Here is a 21,217-nt window from a genome sequence, read left to right on the forward strand (position 1 = left end):
CCGTCTGTGATTGTCAGTGGGTAACATCGAATGCCATCACGTGTCTTGAAATCCCCTTTGAAATCAGCACACCAAACAGCATTGGGAAAATCATAGCCCCTGAAAGGTTCCGAATATGGGTTCATGTAGGACTTCCTTCTCTTGGGAGAAACCAATCCTCTTCTCTTAAGCAGGCTTCCTATTGTGCTGGCAGCCGGCCATTCCAACTCAGGATGATGATTTTCTAATACAGCCAGGATCTTTTTTGGGCCCCATGTGGGATGTTTTTTGCGAACCGTAAGAATCATTCTTTCTTTCGCAAAACTTATGCTGTTGGGATTTGAATGAGGGGTCTTACTTCGATCTAGCAAGCCCTCGGGACCTTCTTCTCTATACCTATTGATCCATTTGTAACCGGTTTTTCTACTGATTCCAAATGTCTCGCACAAGCTGCTCATGGAAATCATTCCATCTACCACGGCAGCAATAAACTTAACCTTCTCGTCCATCGGTCGCACCTCTTTCCACGGCAAAGGCTTGTCCTCCTTTGCGTTTGTTTAGTGTTACCTATGTTCCCGGTCTATTCTGTTACCCATGTCTCCGGTTCATACCCAGGGTGGGGCCAAACTCAAAATGGACAACTCGCTACTTCAGAAATCGTCAGGTCGTCATTATAGAAATTGCCAGAAGAAAGATTCGGAGGTGCGTACAATCCGAAGTGTGCTTGTTCTAAGATTCCACAACCACCCTGCACTTTCGCCTCGGATACCTTAACGCCGTCTTGTCTTACTTTTGCAAAACCTGCAGTCGGATCTAAATCCAGACAGACCTCCAATCTAACCCACTGCTGAAAAGGAAAAGGCGTAGGAGAATTTGTAGGAGAAGTTTGAAAGTCCCAGTCGCTCCTTCCTTGCACCGGAACATGCATTAAATGCATAAAATTTCCGCCGCCTAAATTAAGATTTCCTAAATTGACTAAAACAGTTCTTGCCCAGGCATCAGACGCATCGGGAGTTAATGTGGCAAAACTGAACCACTCTCCTGCACTAATCGTTGCATCTATATAGGCATAAAGCTCCAAATAAATAGGAGTCCTAAATCCACCTTGTGCAGTTTTATGAAGTTGGATCGTAGGATATCCTCTGTGATTACAATTGATCCAAGGAGGGCAAGAAGGTCCGTTTGCATAAATCCAGGAATGATGAGCGTTCCCGGATCTTGCCACCGAAGAGCTTAATTCATGGCTGGCTGCATTTTGATAATTTTGCGGTACTATATAGAACTGTGAAAACTCAGATACTGACTCAAAGCCAGTCGTATAAACTCTTCCCGCTTGAGGCTTTGCAAGTTTTGCTGAACAGTCCGCTGCGATTAAGTAGGAGGATACTCCTTCCCAAAAGGATGTCCTATCTTCTTTTTCATTTATTTTAGTTACGCAAGAAATCGAAAAAAATAAAACTGCAACGATTGCAATTCCCGCAATCTTCGTACGAGAAAACATGAGATCATTAGTATAGCATAGAATCGAAAGATTTAGTAAATTATTTATTCGCTAGATTTGAATAAGTCCTTAACGGCGTCTTTTGCTTTTGAAAGATTATAATCTTCGCGATCGATTAAGATAAAGTCTAGTCCTTCTTTTTCGATTCGAGCTAGAACTTTTGCGATGTCTCCAGGAGCTTTTAAGTTTGTCGCTAAATATTTAAACTTAGCTCCGCAATTTGGACAGCTTTTATCTTTAACATAATTGAGGCCCAAATGCTTGCAGTTTGCGCAAGTTCCGTACAGATCATCAATGATCATTAGTTGAGAAGAAACTTGGCTTACACTCAGTTTTTTCCAGACACGTATGTATTTGTCATCTGCCTGCATGCAAATTAAAAGTCTCTATTTCGCAGAATCGTCAAGATTTTTACTGATCGATTCTAGGATTAGCCCGCAAGCTTCCTGCATTTCCGATTTCGAAATGCAGAGAGGCGGTGCAAACCTGACAGTATGATCATGGGTCTGCTTTGCAAGTACTCCGACTTTGATTAAGTCTAAACAGATTTTCTTTGCTACTGGACCTTCTTTTCCTGGAAAAAACTCTACTGCATTCAAGAGTCCTTTTCCTCTTACTTCTCTTATTTGATTCGAATAAGACTTTTGCAACTGATGCATATGAGCTCTAAATTCTGAGCCTCTTTCCATTGCATTCTCTGGCAGTCTTTCCTCGAGCAAAACGCTGATCGCTGTTTTTGCCACAGCACAGCCTAAAGGATTTCCGCCGAATGTGGAACCGTGTTCTCCAGGTTTCAGAGTAAGCATTACTTCGTTAGAAGCCAACACAGCAGAGACTGGTATCGTCCCGCCGGATAAAGCTTTCCCTAACACCAATATGTCTGGCTTTACGTTTTCATGATCGCACGCTAACAGCTTACCAGTCCTTCCGAGTCCAGTTTGAACTTCATCAAAAATTAATAATACGTTTTTTTCCGTGCAAATCTTTCTGACTTTTTTTAGATAACCTTCGTCCGGGACGATGACGCCAGCTTCACCTTGGATCGGCTCAACCATAAAACCTACAACGTCCGGATCTTCGAGTGCCTTGGACAAGGCTTCGGTATCATTAAAAGGAATAATTACAAAACCCGGAACAAACGGGCCGAAATCGTTACGACTCAGGGGATCAGTAGATGCAGAGATTGCTCCGATTGATCTTCCCCAAAAATTTCCGGCGGCAAAAACAATCTTTGCTTTATCCTTTTCAATTCCCTTAACTTTGTAACCCCATTTACGAGTCAGCTTTACCGAAGTCTCCGATGCCTCGACCCCAGTGTTCATCGGGAGGATACGGTCATAAGAAAAGGTTTCGCACATAAATTTTTCATAAGGACCAAGTTGATCGTTATGAAAAGCTCTGGATGTCAAAGTCAATCTTTCCGACTGAGTTCGTAAAGTTTCAATAATTCTAGGATGGCAGTGACCTTGGTTTACGGCGCTGTAAGCAGACAAGAAATCAAAATATTTTCTTCCGTCAGTGTCCCAAAGAAAAATCCCGCTACCCCGTTCGAGCACGACCGGCAAAGGTTCGTAATTAAATGCTCCGTAAGTTTTTTCTAAATCAAAGTACGAATGAGTCGATTGTTTAGACATCGATACCTGTTTTTAACGTAGAAGCATACCTACAAGGAGATTTCTGATTTTCCCTTGACTTTTGTGTTATAACTTCATGAAAATTAAGGGATGATAAAAGTTTCCAACTGGAAAGCGAGAATTCTCTTCGCATTCATTTGTGTTATGTTCCTTTCTTCCTGTTTGTACACTAACTTGAAATCGCCGGGTTGGTACTACTCTCAGAGTTATTCCGACATCCGTGGAATGGACCCGGTGGGCAGACTAGAAGGACAATCCTGTGGAACCAGCTATTTATGGCTAGTCTATACCGGGGATGAAAGTTACGAGGCTGCCGTTCAAAACGCGATCAAGGACAAGGCCGATCTACTTTACGATGTTCAAACAGACTACTTTCTGAAATCTTTCCTATTCGGACTCTATTTCGAAAAATGTACGAGAGTTTCGGGCATGGGAGTAAAACTTCCTCAAAGATTACTTAAAAAAGAATGAACCTTTCATTTAAGAAAAGTAAAGTTCTATTACTATTGTTTTTCTCAATAGAAATTTGTTCTTTATCTTTTTGTAATACTAGCACTGGCGGAAATCGAGCTCTCGTGCGTAGAAACCCCGAGCCTTATCCTGCAGGTATCGGACTTTCCTTGGAGAATGATGTTCACGTAAATGGGGCAAATTTTCGGGATCCATCTATTCACTATGGAGCAAGTTCCACAAAACTGAAGACTTTTGGATTCGATGGTTGGATTCGATCCACTACTTCTTTACCTTTTAAAGATATGTTCCATGCTACCTTAGATGGCTGGGATTGGTCGAAATATCGCATCGTTCGATTTGCAGGAGATAGTAAAGGTTGCCAGTCAGGCGTCTCCATCGTTCTACCTCTAAAACAAGGTAGTAGAGACGCCTATGTTCCGATCAGTTTTGTTTTCGGTCCAAAAAGTTTTTATGAAGAATTGAAAGAGCAAATGGAGGCGCACGATATCCAAGCTCTTTTTGACAGTCGATTAGATATCGAAAATACCTCTTACGTGCTCGGTATTTTCAGAAAAAAATGCATTCGGTTTAGGAGTTATGGAATCCAAAAATTTTAATCTACCACTCTTTCTCGCAGGAATATTTGGATTTTTAGGAGTAGCAATTGGAGCATTTGGAGCTCATGGCCTGAAATCGGTAATTTCTCCAGAATTAATGTCGGTTTTCGAAACGGGGACTAAATATCATCTACTTCATGCAATCGTAATGTTCGTGATCGCAATCTCGGATAAATATCGTGAATCATTTTGGATTCGCTTGGGATTTTGGTTAATTTCAACCGGAATCATATTCTTTTCCGGGTCTCTTTATATTCTTTCAATTACCGGAGTAAAAATCTTGGGAGCAATTACCCCGATTGGCGGACTCTGTTTTCTCGCCGGATGGATTTCCATTTCCGTCGTTGCATTTTCTCGCAGCAAATAGCAATCGAAAACCAGTAATCTAAAGAAAGCGATCTTTCAGAATATCAAATCGTTCGGCTGATTCGAATTCACTTTACGATATGCAAATTGAACAACGGATTTTGGAATACCCCGTAAAGCCTTACCCAAAGAGGTAACAGCATCTCCGTAGCTCTAGCGTTTGTAATATTTCCTAGATCCAAAATGTTCTTCCAACCAAACTCTTTTTGAAGGAGTTCCTTTACGCGGCCCTTTGCTGAATCACTATTTCCGCATATAAACAAGTCATGCTCTCCAGGCAGCAAGGATGGATTGACCATTAAAGATGCATTAACCGTGTGCAAAGTTTTTACGACAAATGTTCCGGGAAATTCATCCTGAATTGTTTCACCGAGCGAATTTGTATTTGAAATAAGCAAAGAAGGTGGAAATCCCTTGGAGAAATCTAAAGGGTTCGAGACATCGATCAGAATTTTTCCAGACAAGGAATCCGAACCTGCGGCGGTAAGTGCCTCGACCGAATGTTCGCCTTTCGTACAGTTAAATAAAATTTCTCCGAACTGCGCACAATCTTTGAAACTGCCTTCGCTAGATTTTCCTCCTACCTCCCGAATCCATTCGACCGCCTTCTCATTTCCTGCAGCTCGGGAGCCCATTTTAACTTCATGCCCATTTTTTACAAGCCTGGTCCCAATCGTCTGACCAACCGAACCTGTTCCAATAATTCCGAATTTCATAGACAAGCACACTCCTCGGTAGCGATTAAAGAGAATAGAAAATCTTATTTTATGGAAGAATAATTTAGTTATAAAGCCAAATATTGTATCGGAAAATCTTTTTGAATCTGTATGTTCCTTCACTAAAGAAAAAAAGTTATTCTTTTACCTGATAAAAGGAAGGTTTTAGTGCACACAAGAAAGTCTTATCGCATATTTCAAATCGATGCATTTACCGATGTACTTTTCAAAGGAAATCCTGCCGCGGTAGTACCTTGGTCCGGAGAATGGCTGCCCGATAAAATTCTGATTCAAATCGCGGCGGAGAACAATCTCGCCGAAACCGCTTTTTTCAGACCAAGGGCGTTACCTGGAGAATACGACCTGCGATGGTTCACTCCTAAAGTGGAAGTAGATCTTTGCGGACACGCAACCTTGGCAACAGCGTATTCTATTTTCGAATGCGGCGCCGACCAAGAAGGTCAAGACTTTGTCTCTCAGATAGATACACTTCGTTTTTTCACGAAAAGTGGAATTATGCAGGTTCGGCAAAAAGGAGAAATGCTCTATCTTGATTTCCCATCTTATAAAACTCAAGAAATGCAAATCAGCGACTTAATGCTAGACTGCTTTGAGTCAAGGCCTAGAGAAGTCCTCGAATCTCGGAGTGCTGTCTTTATCTTTAAGGACGAAACGGAGCTTCGAAACTTAAAGCCGAATTTCGAAGCCATAAAGAATATTCCTTTCCCTTCAATCATCGCTACTGCTCCCGCAGACTCGAAAAACGAATACGATTTCGTCTCCAGATATTTTGCGCCCGCAAAAGGAATTCCTGAAGACCCAGTAACAGGATCCGCCCATTGCACTTTGATTCCGCTCTGGTCCAAAAGATTAGGAAAAAGTAAACTACTCGCGTTTCAGGCTTCTGAAAGAGGAGGGTTATTGATCTGCGAGGATTTGGGAGAAAGAGTCAGTATCGGCGGGAGTTGCGCATTTTATTTAAAGGGAGAATTCTACCTCTAAGATTGAGCAAAGCACTTAACGTTTAGCAATTCCATGCATATGAATAGAGATAATTCTTTCTGCGATTTGCTCCGCGTTGCTTTTATCGAATTGAATCAAAGGATTAGACAGGAGGTTTTCATTTAATAATACGGATAACCCGTGTACTAGGGACCAACACGCTGCGGACAAATCCTGCGCTTCCAAATCTGTTCTTCCCTCTTCTTTACATTTGAGAACTGTATCCCAAAGTTTTAAAAAGGAATTTTTTCCAGCTTCCATCAAATCCGGAAGATCATCTTTCGGACCCAAGTCAGTATGCCACATTGCACGATAGTAACCCGGATTCCTTACGCAAAACGTCACGTAGGCGACGCCAATTTTTTTTAGTTGGTCAATGGCGTCATCTGGGTTCGCGCTCCTTTCGGCTTCCTCAAACGACTTTGTGATCGCGATAAAGCCGTCTTTTGAAAGCTCAGCCAGTAAGTCCCGTCTGGACGGAAAATGCCTATAAGCTGCCGCATGGCTAACCTGAGCCTTTCTGGCGATTTCTCGAATCGTAAAATCAGAATCTTTGCTCTCCCCTAATCTTTTGAGAGCAAGAGACTTTAGAGTCTCTGCCAGGCTGCCGTGGTGGTAAGATCCTTGAACTTTCTTTCCCTTTTTCTTAACAGCCATCTTAATTCGAAAGCTAAGCCTGAGGCTTAGTGCCAGTGTTACCAATAGTAACATTGATTGGTGCTCTAAATCAAGCAAGGCAAATTTTCAGGGTCCTTAGCCATTGTAGGACGTCGCTTTGAGCTTTTTGCCGAATTCAGACAGAAAAAATACGAATCTTCTCAAAATTGAAGGAAGACCAAGGAGGACTCTATACGTTAGATTGGAGTGCAGCCTTTGGGCAGACCTCCCTGATTGCAAATTCATTAAATATTGAGCAAATGAAAATATAACATCGACACCAATACGTTAGTTGAAAACGATCAACTTTCTAGTATCCAGACCTTCTCTCCGGCCCGTTTTTCGAAAATTGTCTATTTTCTCAAGGTAATTCTTAGGGGAAAGCTCCCTACCAGCTAACATATATTAGCTGCTTAATTTTTTTAAACTATTTACCTCTAGAACCCTTAATTCTTTTAACAAAATAAAATTTTCGAAAAAAATAATCAAATAAATAGCATGGGAACTGTTTCTAAAAACGTATCCATGGGGTCTCCGAAGGGGAAACAATTTTAGAAAATTGGCCGTTTACATTATAGAGCGAACCCATAATTAGCTCCTTTGAGCTGGCACACATTTGTTTTCAAAAACCGATCGCTTTTGTCCTCCTGGTCGAATGAAATCATTTGACTAGGAGGACATTCTTTTCTTTGCCCGACCACATTCTATTTCAAAATAGTTACAATATCCAACTAACAGATATTAGGTGAATATCTAAATTCTAATTTTTAAATTCATTAATTAGAGTTACGTTACTTCTTTTAACAAAAATTTCTGCCTAAGATATTTTTTAATCAAATTAACAAAGGTGAATTTGTTCTAAGTTTAACCCTCGGAATCTACCGACGGAAAAAGAAAACGAATGATTGAAAAGAGGTCTCTGAATGAAATTCTCAAAATTTTTTCTCGTGTTCGTGCTTTTTGCACTGATCACATGTGATGACTCGCAAAGATATACTCGGCGTGATTACATCAAAGTTCATAATTCTGATGCTGGTGATGGTCTTGGTGAAGGAGGCATCGCGATCCAGGGAGGCTTGATGGTTGTAGGTAGTCCACACGAAGCAAGCTCTAAAGGAGGAGTTAACCCTCCGAATTCAGGCTCTGATAACAATACCAGAAATTCCGGAGCTGCGTACCTATTCTTCAAAAACGAATCAGGATACTGGCAGCAAGGAGCGTTCATGAAAGCCGGGATCCCTATGCAGGGTGCGAACTTTGGAGCTAGCGTAGCGATCCAAGGAAACTACATCCTGGTCGGTGCACCGTACGAAAATTATTCGTCCTCAGTTCCAGGAGCTGGTGCCGTTTACGTTTATTATTACGATCCGCAAACAAGAGTGCTTGATTGGGTTCACACAATCATACCCGTCGAGCCACAAGCAAACGCACACTTTGGTTCTTCAATTACAGTATATGATACCTGGCTTGCAATCGGAGCCCCACAGCACGACATCGTTGTGAACAACTATACGATTTTCGATTCGGGTCGTACTTACTTGTTTGAAAAGTGGCCGACCGCTCGCTGGTTTACTCACCGCGCAACTTTAGATTCTCCTTACATTGACCAATCCAAATATTTTGGTAACTCTGTTTCAATGAGCGGCAGACGATTGGTAGTAGGATCTCCAATTGGAGACTATGCTGCGATCCATATCTATGAGCGTGATGATGCAGGTGCTTGGTCTCTCAAGCGTTCCCTTATCAATCAATACGGTGGTCACTTTGGATCTTCGGTTGCTATCGACGGGGATATAATAGTTGTCGGAGCTCCTAATTATGATGCCCCGCGCGGGAGTGGAACTGCTCCTGGAGCAGGAGTCGCTTTCACTTATAAGTTCACCAACGGAGATTGGCAAAGAGAGGCTATGGTTTACCCCGTTTACCCGGATACAGACGATAACTTCGGAGGCAAGGTTGCTATTTCGGGAAATCTTATAGCAGTAGGAGCCCTCCTTGAAGACAGCGCAGTAGAAGATTATGGTTATCAAGATAACAATAATGCGCCAAACAGTGGAGCCGTATTCATCTTCGAGCGCAAAGAATCTAACGGAACAGTTACTTGGGATCTTGATTATATGTTAAAAGGAACTGTAATAGAGGCCGGAGACCTGTATGGGTCATCCGTAGGAATCAGCGGAAGCACGATAGCAATCGGTGCATCTGGTGAAGACGGTGGTGGAACAGGCATCAACGGTGACCCTGCCGATAATAGCAAAAGTGGTAGTGGAGCAGCTTTTGTTGTGGAGCGCACACAGTAATCAATTGCATCTAAATCACTAGATTTCTCATTTTCTTTATCAGACGCCGTCTATGGTGCTAAGGGTACTTTCACCAAGGCGGCCTTTTTTCATCCCTTGAGTTACAATTTCGTGGGCGTGTTTGCCTTTATGCAAATTCCGATCACAATACGGATGGATCAGAAATTTACAAAATCAAAAAGTAACCTGCGTCACAAATTAAAAATCGCAAAATGAAATTTTTTTTCTCTGCTCGACCCAATCCTATCCTAAGATAATCACAATATAACCTAATATGAATTAGGTGCATAGATACATTATAATTTATTAATTCATTAATTAAAGTTTCATTACTTATTTTAACAAAAATTTCTACATAAGAAATTTTTTGATCAAATTAACAAGAGTAAATCTGTTCTAAGTTTAACTCTCGGAATTTACCGAGGGAAGAATATTACAAATAATTTAAAGAGGTCTCGGAATGAAATTTTCGAAATATTTTATGTTGGTAGCGTTGCTCGCGCTATTTGCCTGCGATGACTCGTTGCGATACGCGCTTCGCTTTTACGTCAAAGTTCATAACTCGGATGCGAATGATCGTTTTGGAGGAGGAGGTATCGCGGTACAGGGAGGATTAATGGTGGCAGGAAGCCCTTTCGAGTCGAGCTCCAAAGGAGGAATTAATCCACCGAATTCGGGTTCTGATAATGAAGCTCCCGGATCAGGTGCGGCTTACTTATTTTTTAAGAATGCTGATGGGATCTGGCAGGAAGGTCAATTCATCAAAACCCCAAGTCCACAGGCAAATGCAGCTTTTGGTGCAAGCGTAGCGATTTACGGAAATTACATCCTGATTGGAGCACCTTTTGAAAATTATTCAAGCTCTGTCACTGGAAGTGGAACTGTCTATGTTTATAGTTACGATCAGCAATCAAGAACACTAGATTTAGTTCAGGTAGTTCACGCTACAGAACCCAAGGCAAACACTCATTTCGGAAATTCCATTGCAATATTTGGAACCTGGGTAGCGATCGGTTCTCCGAACGAGGAAATCCTAGTGAACGATTCCAGTATTTTGTCTGCAGGTCGCACCTACTTAATGGAGAAAGGGCCAACCTCTCCAACGTTTGCTCATCGAATTGCTTTGAAGTCACCATTCTTAGCTGAGGCAAAATGGTTTGGAACTTCGGTCAGTATGAGTGGAAATAGATTAGTAATCGGATCTCCACTCGGAGACAAAGCATCTGCTCACATTTTTGAAAGGAATGATGCAGGCACTTGGAATCTTGCATTCTCTCTAATGTCACCTCAAGGTGGTTTTTTCGGAAGTTCCGTAGGAATTGACGGAAATTCGATCGTTGTAGGAGCTCCTTATTACAACGCACCCCGCGGGGATAGCACTGTGCAGAGTGCCGGAGCTGCTTTTGTTTATAGATTCATCAACAATAATTGGATAAACGAAAAGACGCTCAACGCAGTATATCCTGACACAAATGACCTATTTGGGGTCACCGTCGCAATTTCAGGAAATCTTGTAACAATAGGTGCCCCATTTGAAGACAGTGCTGTGGAAGATTCGAGCCAGGATAACAATAACGCACTTGACAGTGGTGCTGCGTTTATCTTTGAGCGTAAAGAAGGAAGCGATGGCTCAGTTAGCTGGGATTTAGACCACATGCTAAAAGGAACCGTAATCGAAACTGCAGACATGTACGGCAATTCAGTAGCAATCAGTGGAAATACAATAGTTGTCGGTGCACCTGGTGAAGATGGTGGCTCAACCGAAATCAACGGAGATCCTACCGACAATAGCAAATCCGCAAGCGGGGCTGTTTTTGTGGTGGAGCGCACAGAGTAATCAATTGCATCTAAATCACTAGATTTCTCATTTCCTTTATCACGGCCGTCTATGGTGCAAAGGGTCCTTTCACCAAGACGGGCCATTTTTATTCCTAGAATTTTTGCAAAAATGTTGACAGTGGTAACACTATATGTTACCAACTGAAACATCAAAGTACATGCAAGTCGTGAAGATTAAGCGACTGACAAAATTTGAGGAAATATATGACACCAGAAATCGTTTTTTCCATCGCAAATCCATTCGCAGCAATCGGCTGGTTATTACTAGCCATCCTTCCCAATACAAAAATTACAAAGTTATTGGTGCGGAGCGGTCTATGGTCTGGAGCTCTTTCCGTAATCTACCTTTTTATTATTCTATTTAACTTCGGTAGAAGTGAAGGAGGATTCTCTTCCCTTCCTGGAGTTGCTCTACTCTTTCAGAATCAGTGGGTTTTGCTTGCAGGCTGGATTCATTATCTTGCATTCGATTTGTTTCTCGGTATTTGGGAAACAAAAGAAGCGGAAGCTTTAGGAATTCCAAGATGGGTGCTGATCCCTTGCCTGTTCTTAACATTCATGCTCGGTCCAATAGGATTTTTGCTGTTTTATATTGTCCGCCTAACAAAAGGAAAGCGATATGACGACGGCATCTAATTCAGCCGAACAATCTCCATTTCAAAGTATTTTAGAATTCCTGAATACATTCAGGATAGATCGACCTGTATCTTTTTATCTTGGACTCTTTTCCGTTCTTACCTTTCCAATATTCCTCGTCTTGCTAAGTGTCGATGATAGAATCGTAGGCGGGGTCAATACTTGGATCAAGCCCACGAAGTTCTCCATCTCGATTTGGATCTATCTCTGGACGATGGGAATTATTCTAAATCTTCTAAAATCCGAAACTAAATTCGTAAATAGAGCCGAGATAGTCGTAGTAATTTCCATGATTATGGAACTGGTACTAATTTCTATTCAGGCGGGACGGGGAGTCCACTCTCACTATAACGAATCCACTTTACTAGACTCGGGTATCTATAAAGCCATGGGGGTCTTTGCATTTGCACAAATTCCTGTTGCGATTTTGATCCAGAAGAAATTCAAAACTTCCGCAAATGATATTTCTTCTGATTTAAGAACTGCGATTCGAATTGCACTTTGGTTATTCGTTTTTGCATGTATTGTAGGCGGAACCATGTCTGGCAGAGAGGCGCATTCCGTTGGAGTACCCGACGGAGGCCCTGGAATTCCGTTTATGAACTGGAGCGTAAACGGTGGTGACCTTAGAATCGCACACTTTTTCGGAATTCATTCACTTCAAATTATTCCAATCTTTTCATTAGTAGCAAAAAAATGGAACCTTGGAAATAAGTCGGTGACTATTTTTGCCATCCTTTTCGGCAGCTTAAACGTTAGCATGTTCGTGTTAGCACTGTTAGGTGTGTCGATATTTTATAAAATGTAATGTCTTGACTTACAGATAAGTGATATATTTTTTATAAGATGCTTCGCTACGCATTGCGTTTTTATAAAATATTATTAATTTTGTTTTTTATTACATCCTGCAGTACCAGGGAAAAATAAAATCAGGAGATGGTATTAGAATTCTTGTACGCCGCATCGGAACGATTTCGACCTAGCATAATCGAAGACCTTAAACCAGGTTACACTGACAGCGTATTTATAAATAAGGCCGGAGATAGAATTTACTTTTTGCACAGCCATTTTGCACCCTTAGTGCTGCTTGGAGGATCTCCGAACCCTTCTGCTTGTTCTACTGGAAGAATACTACCGGGCCACACTAGCGATCCTGGTTTGGAATGGAACACCGATCTGTATTACGTGGAATGGAACGGATTTGACTGGTCTGAACCGATCAACCTTGGTTCCAAGGTAAATACTTTAGGAATGGAAAACACCTTTGGGGAGAACCTACATTTTCCGGAGCGGAAGCCTACATACTTTACGTTCGATTTGATACAGTGAATGCGAATTGCTGGGATGCTGATTTAATGTTTAGCCCGGGAAGCGTAACTTCTGGATTTCTATCTCCAACGATACTAACGAAATGATTTTCTAATGTATTAGCAGATATTGTTTTAGATTCCAGTTAAGTCGGGAACGGAAAATCGAAGGAGCAAGCTTGAATCGATACTGTCGATCGGTTTGCGACTCTTAGTCCTTTTTCACTCCGTAATAGTATTTACCTTGCTTGCGTACTAAATTTCTGGTTAATAAATTTTCCGCGATGATCAGTAACCCTTGAGCCGCTGCAGTCTTTTTTTCTTCAGGTGCATCTTTCTGCTTTGCCATGAGTTCATGAACAAACTCTCTTCTCTTAGGTTCCATTACACCTAACATAGAGCCGCATACTTTCTTATCCGCTATCAAAAAAGCCAATGCCAAAGTCTGTGGAGGCGTTTCGTTACATAAATAATAAAGTGCTAGGTTATCGAAGTACGAGATTTCTTCAAAAGTCTTGAGTGTCAGATCTTCCTTATCACCGTGACTCATTTCAATTCATCCTGTTCTTTAATTTTGTTAGAAAGATATTCGACCAAGTATTTAGAACTCGGCTTTTCTCCGGTCGCTTTCTCGATAAGTTCGTTCACTGTTAATAATCTACCCTTAGAATGCACGTTCTCTCGGAGCCAAGAAACAAGAAGGGAAGCGTTCGAAGACTTAAGTTGATTTGTAAATTCCGGACTTTGCTTTAAAAAAGCGGAAAACAATTGTGCCGCAAAAATATTTCCGAGAGTATAGGTAGGAAAATAGCCGAATGCTCCACCGCTCCAGTGCACATCTTGGAGAAAACCTTGTGAGTCATCAGGTACTGTTACTCCTAATAATTCCCGCATTTCTACTTTCCAAATAGAAGATATATCTTTGATGTTTATCTCTTTTCTGAAGAGTGCGGTTTCAATTCTAAATCTTAGAATAATATGCAGATTGTAAGTAAGTTGATCTGCTTCCACCCGTATTAAGGAAGGCACAGACTTGTTTACGTACGAAAACAATCTTGAAAAAGGAAGCGACTTTTCAGAGAGATTTGTCGCCGTCAAAAAATTCGGATAGATCGCTTCCCAAAACTCCTTCGATCTTCCAACCTGATTTTCCCAGAGTCTGCTTTGAGATTCGTGAACTCCGAGAGAAACCGAATCCTTTATCGGAGAAGGACTTCCTCCCATCTCTGAAATCCCTGCCTCATACATTGCGTGACCCGTCTCATGAAGAACTGAAAAAACGGACGAGATCGGATCAGATTCATCGTATCTTGTTGTAATTCTTTTATCTTTGGATCCTAAAGAAGTGGAAAATGGATGCTCGCTCGAATCAAGCCTGTGCATCGATTTAGAAAGTCCTAATAGAACTGGTAGAGATTTGTTGAAAGGAATCTGATTTTCTTTTGGAAAGTTTCCATGGAACGGACTCGAGACATCCTTTCCTTTTTGAATCAGAGGAACCAGCGAAGATCTGAGTTCACCGAACAAAGCATCCAAATCTTTTGCTCTAGCGCCCGGTTCGTACTCTTCGAGTAAAGCATCGTAAGGTTCAGTATCGTATCCTAAATATTCAGTCTTTTGAAAGACCAGTCCTAAGATTCGTTCTAGCACGGGCAAAAAGGAAGATGCATCGTTTTTATTTCTAGCCTCCGCCCAAATCGAATGAGCATTGCTTGAGACTTTTGTAAACTCTTCCACCCACGACGCGGGCAATCGATATGCTCGATCCAGATCTTTTTGTAGGACTTCCAACTCTTTATTTCTAATTTCGCTTCCGGGAAAACTTTTCTTTTCGTTCTCTTCTTTTGCTTTTTCAACCAGAGATTTAAAACGATCTGACGTGAAGGATTCGTGGGTGATTCCAGCTAGATTGCCAATTTGTTCTCCGCGTTCTGCCTGGCCATCTGCGGGCAATGTGACCTCCATATCCCAATGAAGCAATCCGAGTACGTTTCGTAGCTGATGGATTCTGTTGAATTCCTGGCGATACTTTGCAAAAGCAGGCATTTCTTTTTGCCACTGACCTAGTTCGGTTTCCCACATATAAAAATCATCCTTTTCGATTGACATCCTCCCCACCATCAAAAAACTATCCGTATCCATCCGCGGGCATGGTGTAATGGCTAGCACAGTAGCCTTCCAAGCTTCTAGTGAGGGTTCGAGTCCCTCTGCCCGCAAAATTCTGCTTTTCCGATACCCAAATCCAATTTGCAAAATCAAACGACTCGAACGATCGGTATCGTGAGGATCGTTAGCGACCCATAGGGAGCGTAAAACGATCCGATCGAGCTACACGATGTAGCGAGGCGATGCCGAGACGCCGCGAAGCTTAATTCGTCACGAAGACGAATTGCGAAGCGGGCGAGTCCCTCTGCCCGCAAAATGATGTATCAGCGGAGGGCGAGGGTTGCGATTTCCGAGTCCGGTTTTACTAAGAAAAACAGTTGGATGGTTTACCTAAAATAGCTTAGAATCCAACCCATGGAACAGATCATCATACATTTATGGTTTGATAAAGAAGCCAAAGAGGCAGCGGAATTTTATACTTCCTTATTTCCAAATTCAAAAATTACTCATGTTTCAGCGATTCATAATGTTCCCACACCAACAGGTGATTGTGATATTATTTCGTTCGAACTTTCTGGTCAGCAGTTTATGGCGATCAACGCAGGGCCCTTATTCAAATTCAATCCCTCTATCTCCTTTATTCTCAACTTCGATCCATCAAAGGACAAAAATGCAAAGAGCAATCTTGATGCACTTTGGGAAAAATTATCCAAAGGCGGTACAGCGCTTATGCCTTTGGACAAATATCCTTTTAGTGACTGGTACGGATGGATCCAGGACAAATACGGAGTATCCTGGCAGCTGATTTTGTCCAAGCCAGATGGAGAAGAAAGGCCGTTCATCGTTCCTTCATTACTGTTTGTAAAGGAGGCATGCGGCAAAGCGGAAGAAGCCACAAATTTCTATATGTCTTTATTCCAAAATTCAAAGCGAGGTTTAGTCGCTCGTTATCCACAGGGGATGGAACCTGACAAAGAAGGAACAATCATGTTTACCGATTTTCAGATTCTAAAGCAATGGTTTGCCGCAATGGACAGTGCTCACGATCATCAATTCAATTTTAACGAGGCAATCTCTCTAGTAGTTCCTTGCGAAACTCAAAAAGAAATAGATTATTTTTGGGAAAAACTTTCGGCGGATCCAAATTCAGAACAGTGCGGATGGTTAAAAGATAAATACGGAGTATCATGGCAGGTTTGGCCGGTTCTCATGGCCAAGATGATGGAAGGCGGTACTCGAGAACAAATGGACCGAGTGACGCAAGCGTTTCTGCCGATGAAAAAATTTGACCTAGCTGCTTTACAAAAAGCTTATGATGGTAAGTGAGCATAATTCCCAACTATAACTTCGCTTAATAAAATCCTTACTTTAAGTAGCCTCTTTTTCGAAGTCGTCCGCATTATCAGCGGTAAACGCGGCCTCCAACTGCCTAATGGCATTCTTTGAAAATGCAATAAATTCTTTTTCATTGTGTCTAACTTTGTACTGTCCCGCCAAAGTTTCTTCGTCATGCTTTCTAAATTTCGCAGTAATTCTCTGCACAATAGACGGGATAAATCCAAGTTCTACCAAGGTCTCTCCGGCAAGTTCTAGAGCAGAGGCAAATGTATCCCTTCGTATCGTTTCGATTCCCAAATCCAACAGATTAAAGTAATGCTCCCGATTTCTGGCTCTTGCTAAAATTTTCAAATGGGGAAAATTTTTTCTGACTAAGTCGGCCACTTTGAGTGAAAGCTCCATATCTTGGATTGCTAGCACAAAAAAGTCGGCTTGTTCTGCACCTGCGGAAATCAGCAAATCAAGCCTGCTTGCATCGCCGTAATAGATCTTATAACCGAATTTTCTTGCGATATTCACTTGCTCTGCATTGTGCTCTAAAGCCGTAAATCCGATTTTATGAACAAACAACATCCTCGCAATGATTTGTCCGAATCTACCGAATCCGGCTATTATTACCCTGTTTCTCTCTTCGATTTTGTCAGGGGCCATGGACTCACCATTGCTCAAGTATGGATCTATTAACTTTTCCTTAAGTATAGCGACAAAGGGAGTTAAAACCATTGAAGACGTCACGACAACAATTGCGAAATTCGCAATATTCTGTTCCAGAATATGCAAACTTACTGTTACTCCTAAGATTACGAAGGCGAATTCTCCACCTTGAGAAATATGAATGGAGAGGTTCACCGAAGATTCATTTCCAAGTTTCGCGAATCTTCCCAGTGTAAATAAAATAATCCCCTTAAGCACGATCAGAGATACCGCGAGTGCAAATACCAAAAGAGGATTTCGTATAACTAATTCCAAATCCATGGACATTCCCACACCCAAGAAGAATAATCCCAGAAGCAGTCCTTTAAAAGGCTCCAAATTTGCTTCCAATTCGTGTCTGTATTCCGAATCGGCCAAAAGAACTCCGCCCAGAAAAGAACCGAGTGCCATCGACAAGCCCACCTTTTCCATCAATAAGGCGATTCCGATCACAATCAAAAGAGATAAGGCTACAAAGATTTCGTGGTTCTTAGAAGAGGCGATGATTCTAAATAGAGGGCGTGTCAGGTATCTTCCACCCAAGATTACAAACAGAATCGCAACAATCGCAATACTTAGTTTTTCCAAATCGAAACCTGGATGGTGTCCGCTTGTTTCAGGAGTGTATGCAGCGAGAGGCAATACTGCCATGATTGGAATCACAGCTAAATCCTGAAAAAGTAATATAGCAAAAGCGGATCTTCCATAGGAAGTATTCAGTTGGTTTTTCTCAGCAAGAGACTGTAACGCGAAGGCAGTAGAAGAAAGTGACAAACTAATTCCAAGAATCAGAGCTTGAACCCAGGACAAATGAAAGACTGCAACTAGAAGAAATGCGAACAGTGCTCCTGTCATACCTACCTGCGCGGAGCCTAGTCCGAACACCGGTTTTCGAAGCACCCACAAAGTTTGGGGCCTAAGTTCCAATCCGATCAAAAATAGAAGGAGGACGACTCCGAATTCTGCAAAATGCAAAATTTGGTCTACGCTCGCAATAAACCTGAAACCGAACGGACCGATCAGTACTCCTCCAATTACATAACCAATGATGGAACCAATTCCTAACTTCTTAAAAATAGGAACGCACAGAACAGCTGTCCCTAATAAGATAATGGCAGTAGAGATTAAATTTTGTTCTTGCATGAGCTTACCGAAAACGAATATTTATTCGACCGATTCCAGAATCTCGCAAGTGAATAATTTAGACTCAAACTCAAAATTATTCTAGCAATCTGGAAGACCGCAAAATGAAGCTCCTAATCCGCACCGTTGCTTTAACTTCACTAATTCTGAGTAGTTCGTTGTTCGGTCAGACCAAGGACATACCTCGTCCGAACCAGAATTCAGAGTCGGAAAAAGAATTACTGTCTAGCCAGGACAAAGAAAAGAAATCTATCGAACCAATTGAGAATCCGAACCAAAAGGAAAAGGGGAAGTTATTAAGCGGACCCTATGAAGCGAAGTTTGGTTTTTTTATAGATACATACTATAATAATAACCTAAACCGTCCCAGAAACACGAGAGAGAGGGACTTCACTACACAGGCAGTCCGGAACAACGAGTTCAATATCAATCTAGCCCATCTGGAAGGAACAATCACTTCGGAAAGATTTAGAGGGAGAGTTGCCATACAGTTCGGAACCTCAGTGAACGCGAATTATGCAGCGGAAAGCACCACCGAAAAGACTTCGAATCAGTTTTCGGTGCGCAATATGCAAGAAACCTACGGCGGTTTAAAGTTTGGCAAATCTACCTGGGTAGACGCAGGAATCTATCTAAGTCATATAGGATACGAATCCTGGATTTCCCATGATAACTTCGTTTACACTAGATCCCTTTCTCTGGATTACGTGCCCTACTATATCAGCGGTGTTCGTTTGCATCATGACCTCGGTCAAAAATTTTCCTTTGAATTGCACGTAATCAACGGGTGGCAAATCGTCACTGACAACAACAGAGATGTATCCGGTGGCTTTAGGATAGAATGGAAGCCTACGAATACCTTTTTTCTGAGATGGAATACTTTCATGGGAAATGAAAACCCGAGCCAAGTTGCAAAGGAGATGAGGTACTACAACAACTTCGTCACCGAATGGAAACCTTCGGACTCTTTGACCTTGGCTGCCTCCTTTGATGTGGGCTATCAGGAAAGAGCCTACGAGAAAGATTTGATTTATCTACCGAGCGGACCTACTTACATCCAAAAAGACAGTAACGCGTTCAGGCAATGGTACAGCGGTAATCTTTGGATAGGTTACCGTTTCTTGCAGGATTGGAGAATTGGCACTCGGATAGAACGCTTTGTCGATAGAGAACAAGTCGTCGCTTCTACCGGCACTAGGGATGGATTCCAAACGGGGGGAGGAACTGTGACCCTGGACTATAACCCTGATCCCGCAATTTTAGCTAGGCTTACCTACCAATATAGAAGATCGATGGACCCGATTTTCGCGTATTCCTCAGGACATTCTAGAGAAGAGAGGCTCCTCATTTTCTCCCTATCTCTGAAAATTTAGCACTTAAGTATCCATTTTAAGTTTTCATTCCCCATAATAAGTATCTTTTTCCCAATTTGGGAGCAAAAAGATTTGACAAAATTAAATTGTATACAATCTTTATGCGGAAAGGAGAAACAAGCATGTCCGAAAGCTTATATGAACTTACTGCAACACTAAACAATGGAAAAGAGAAGTATCTCTCAGATTACAAAGGCAAAGTGCTATTGATTGTAAATACCGCAAGTGAGTGCGCATTCACACCACAGTACAAAGGTTTACAAGAAATTTATGATAAACACAAAGCATCCGGTCTGGAAGTGTTAGGATTTCCTTGTGACCAATTTGGTCACCAAGAACCAGGATCAGATAAAGAAATCCAATCTTTCTGCCAGGTGAACTACGGAGTAAATTTTCCACTCTTCAAAAAGATAGAAGTCAATGGGGATAAAACTCATCCAGTATTTCAATTTTTGAAAAACCAAGCACCTGGGATTTTAGGAAAATCAATCCGTTGGAACTTTACAAAATTCTTGATCGATAAGCAAGGAAAAGTGGTCAAAAGATTCGCTCCGACTACGACTCCGGAAAAAATTGATAAAGAAATCAAAGAGCTTTTATTAAAGTGAAAGAAAACGTACTACGCCTGGACAAGCAAATCTGCTTTCCTTTGTATGCTTCCTCTAGAGTGGTTACTAGTTTATACAGACCACTCTTAGAGGAGTTAGGACTTACTTATCCCCAATATTTGGTGCTACTGGTGCTTTGGGAACAAGACAGTATTCCTCTAAAGGACATCGGAGAAAGATTGATCCTTGATTCGGGTACTCTCACCCCTTTATTAAAAAAAATGGAATTAGAAGGTCTTTTGACCAGGAGCAGATCCACCTTTGACGAACGGTCTCTGGTGGTAAAGCTAACAGATAAAGGAAAGGAATTAGAAAAAAGAGCTTCTTGCGTTCCGGAACGTTTGCTGCAAGAATCCGGTCTAACGGAAGAAAGAATTATTCGATTGAAAAAAGGCCTGGACGAACTCCTGGAATTGCTGAGAAGTCGAGTCGGAAATTCGGCGTGACAAATCTTTTTGCTTCAAGAGAATAGACCGGCTTTTCAAATTGTGTCTCGATTCAGACACCAAGGAGCTTAGAATGAAAAAATTTCTTTCCGCATCTCTTTTAATTGGTTCGATCCTCTACTTAGGAGCCTGTTCCTCGGATTCAAAAAAATCAGAGCCAGCTTATCTACCAAATTCAGACATCCGAGTTGTAGAGGCTTCCATGGTAAAAGAGGGAGACAAGCGGATCAAGGCAGAAGCAGTTCTTGGAACTCCGACTGTAGAAGTGAACACCCAAGATGGTGCGGTTTTAGAATGGTACTTCGAATCCACGAATTACCAAAAGAATTCTTATAAAACCTTAGCCGAAAAACCTTCCAGCGTGAATGATGATACGAAATTTATTCGAGTCACCGTCGACAAAAAGGGAGTGATTAAGAAGTACGAATACAAACTTTAAGAATTTAGAATTCTTAAAATAGGAAAGTAATCTAAAAAAGCCGCTGTGCTTAACAGTGGCTTTT

Annotated in this window: 23 protein-coding genes and 1 tRNA gene; 15 read left to right on the plus strand and 9 right to left on the minus strand. The window is 41.7% G+C overall.

From position 1 onward, the window contains the following. The 4 genes from CH373_RS00005 to rocD form a co-directional block, all read right to left on the minus strand. Positions 1–512, minus strand: a 512-nt coding sequence (locus tag CH373_RS00005; RefSeq protein ID WP_423789816.1) for a helix-turn-helix domain-containing protein, incomplete at its 3' end; no start/stop codon positions are given. Positions 513–607: 95 nt separating this feature from the next. Continuing rightward, on the minus strand, positions 608–1,480 hold the full coding sequence (locus tag CH373_RS00010) for a polysaccharide lyase (protein ID WP_100711906.1): 873 nt from the start codon (positions 1,478–1,480) through the stop codon (positions 608–610). 44 nt (positions 1,481–1,524) lie between these two features. After that, the gene (locus CH373_RS00015; protein ID WP_100711907.1) at positions 1,525–1,851 is read right to left on the minus strand and encodes a hypothetical protein; all 327 of its coding nucleotides are present in this window, start codon (positions 1,849–1,851) and stop codon (positions 1,525–1,527) included. Positions 1,852–1,866: 15 nt separating this feature from the next. After that, positions 1,867–3,114, minus strand: a complete 1,248-nt coding sequence (rocD, locus tag CH373_RS00020) for an ornithine--oxo-acid transaminase (protein WP_100711908.1) — start codon at positions 3,112–3,114, stop codon at positions 1,867–1,869. Between the two features lie 144 nt (positions 3,115–3,258). Here rocD and CH373_RS00025 point away from each other — a divergent pair, with 144 nt between their 5' ends. Genes CH373_RS00025 through CH373_RS00035 form a run of 3 tightly spaced genes read left to right on the plus strand, consistent with a single transcriptional unit; the run spans position 3,259 to position 4,551 of the window. Next, positions 3,259–3,585 carry a TRL-like family protein gene (locus CH373_RS00025; protein ID WP_243393235.1) on the plus strand — a complete coding sequence of 109 codons (327 nt, stop codon included), beginning with the start codon at positions 3,259–3,261 and terminating at the stop codon, positions 3,583–3,585. Continuing rightward, positions 3,582–4,184, plus strand: a complete 603-nt coding sequence (locus CH373_RS00030) for a hypothetical protein (protein WP_100711910.1) — start codon at positions 3,582–3,584, stop codon at positions 4,182–4,184. The genes CH373_RS00025 and CH373_RS00030 overlap by 4 nt, the downstream gene beginning before the upstream one ends. Further along, positions 4,165–4,551 (plus strand): DUF423 domain-containing protein, encoded by a 387-nt coding sequence (locus tag CH373_RS00035; protein ID WP_100711911.1) that lies wholly within the window; start codon positions 4,165–4,167, stop codon positions 4,549–4,551. The genes CH373_RS00030 and CH373_RS00035 overlap by 20 nt, the downstream gene beginning before the upstream one ends. 67 nt (positions 4,552–4,618) lie before the next feature. Here the strand turns inward: CH373_RS00035 and CH373_RS00040 are convergent, their stop codons facing one another. Continuing rightward, a complete protein-coding gene (locus CH373_RS00040) occupies positions 4,619–5,266 on the minus strand; it encodes an NADPH-dependent F420 reductase (protein ID WP_100711912.1) in 648 nt (215 codons plus the stop codon). Positions 5,267–5,434: 168 nt separating this feature from the next. Between CH373_RS00040 and CH373_RS00045 the strand changes: the two genes are divergently transcribed. Further along, a complete protein-coding gene (locus CH373_RS00045) occupies positions 5,435–6,268 on the plus strand; it encodes a PhzF family phenazine biosynthesis protein (RefSeq protein WP_100711913.1) in 834 nt (277 codons plus the stop codon). Positions 6,269–6,283: 15 nt separating this feature from the next. Here CH373_RS00045 and CH373_RS00050 read toward each other — a convergent pair whose 3' ends face one another. Continuing rightward, a complete protein-coding gene (locus CH373_RS00050; RefSeq protein WP_100711914.1) occupies positions 6,284–6,925 on the minus strand; it encodes a TetR/AcrR family transcriptional regulator in 642 nt (213 codons plus the stop codon). Positions 6,926–7,848: 923 nt separating this feature from the next. On the opposite strand from CH373_RS00050, the gene CH373_RS00055 reads away from it, so the two are divergent. From CH373_RS00055 to CH373_RS00075, 5 genes are all read left to right on the plus strand, one after another. Then, positions 7,849–9,225: an FG-GAP repeat protein gene (locus CH373_RS00055; protein WP_100711915.1), complete on the plus strand. Its 1,377-nt coding sequence runs from the start codon at positions 7,849–7,851 to the stop codon at positions 9,223–9,225. A gap of 460 nt (positions 9,226–9,685) precedes the next feature. Further along, a complete protein-coding gene (locus CH373_RS00060; RefSeq protein WP_100711916.1) occupies positions 9,686–11,062 on the plus strand; it encodes an FG-GAP repeat protein in 1,377 nt (458 codons plus the stop codon). A 206-nt stretch (positions 11,063–11,268) separates the two neighbouring features. Beyond that, positions 11,269–11,700, plus strand: a complete 432-nt coding sequence (locus CH373_RS00065; protein ID WP_100711917.1) for an ABA4-like family protein — start codon at positions 11,269–11,271, stop codon at positions 11,698–11,700. Then, complete coding sequence (locus tag CH373_RS00070; RefSeq protein ID WP_100711918.1) at positions 11,684–12,508, plus strand: hypothetical protein; 825 nt, start codon at positions 11,684–11,686, stop codon at positions 12,506–12,508. Before CH373_RS00065 ends, CH373_RS00070 begins: the two co-directional genes overlap by 17 nt. A gap of 128 nt (positions 12,509–12,636) precedes the next feature. Continuing rightward, positions 12,637–13,029, plus strand: coding sequence for a hypothetical protein (locus CH373_RS00075; RefSeq protein WP_100711919.1), 393 nt, complete (start codon positions 12,637–12,639; stop codon positions 13,027–13,029). Between the two features lie 189 nt (positions 13,030–13,218). Here the strand turns inward: CH373_RS00075 and CH373_RS18540 are convergent, their stop codons facing one another. Beyond that, complete coding sequence (locus CH373_RS18540; RefSeq protein ID WP_125169838.1) at positions 13,219–13,557, minus strand: FliG C-terminal domain-containing protein; 339 nt, start codon at positions 13,555–13,557, stop codon at positions 13,219–13,221. Beyond that, positions 13,554–15,089 (minus strand): carboxypeptidase M32, encoded by a 1,536-nt coding sequence (locus CH373_RS00080; RefSeq protein WP_125169881.1) that lies wholly within the window; start codon positions 15,087–15,089, stop codon positions 13,554–13,556. The genes CH373_RS18540 and CH373_RS00080 overlap by 4 nt, the downstream gene beginning before the upstream one ends. A 62-nt stretch (positions 15,090–15,151) precedes the next feature. On the opposite strand from CH373_RS00080, the gene CH373_RS00085 reads away from it, so the two are divergent. Further along, positions 15,152–15,223: transfer RNA gene (locus CH373_RS00085), tRNA-Gly, on the plus strand. 304 nt (positions 15,224–15,527) lie between these two features. Beyond that, a complete protein-coding gene (locus CH373_RS00090) occupies positions 15,528–16,439 on the plus strand; it encodes a VOC family protein (protein WP_100711920.1) in 912 nt (303 codons plus the stop codon). Positions 16,440–16,481: 42 nt separating this feature from the next. On the opposite strand, the gene CH373_RS00095 is transcribed toward CH373_RS00090, so the two are convergent. Beyond that, entirely contained in the window at positions 16,482–18,287 is a 1,806-nt protein-coding gene (locus CH373_RS00095) for a monovalent cation:proton antiporter-2 (CPA2) family protein (protein WP_100711921.1), read from the minus strand. A gap of 104 nt (positions 18,288–18,391) precedes the next feature. On the opposite strand from CH373_RS00095, the gene CH373_RS00100 reads away from it, so the two are divergent. From CH373_RS00100 to CH373_RS00115, 4 genes are all read left to right on the plus strand, one after another. Further along, the gene (locus tag CH373_RS00100; protein ID WP_100711922.1) at positions 18,392–19,660 is read left to right on the plus strand and encodes a porin; all 1,269 of its coding nucleotides are present in this window, start codon (positions 18,392–18,394) and stop codon (positions 19,658–19,660) included. Between the two features lie 122 nt (positions 19,661–19,782). Next, a complete protein-coding gene (locus CH373_RS00105; protein WP_100711923.1) occupies positions 19,783–20,268 on the plus strand; it encodes a glutathione peroxidase in 486 nt (161 codons plus the stop codon). Next, a complete protein-coding gene (locus tag CH373_RS00110; protein ID WP_100711924.1) occupies positions 20,265–20,714 on the plus strand; it encodes a MarR family winged helix-turn-helix transcriptional regulator in 450 nt (149 codons plus the stop codon). The genes CH373_RS00105 and CH373_RS00110 overlap by 4 nt, the downstream gene beginning before the upstream one ends. Before the next feature lie 73 nt (positions 20,715–20,787). Beyond that, positions 20,788–21,153, plus strand: a complete 366-nt coding sequence (locus tag CH373_RS00115) for an LIC13410 family lipoprotein (RefSeq protein ID WP_100711925.1) — start codon at positions 20,788–20,790, stop codon at positions 21,151–21,153. Positions 21,154–21,217: the final 64 nt, after the last annotated feature.

Origin of the sequence: Leptospira perolatii, from assembly GCF_002811875.1 — a bacterium.
GTDB classification, from domain to species: domain Bacteria; phylum Spirochaetota; class Leptospiria; order Leptospirales; family Leptospiraceae; genus Leptospira_B; species Leptospira_B perolatii.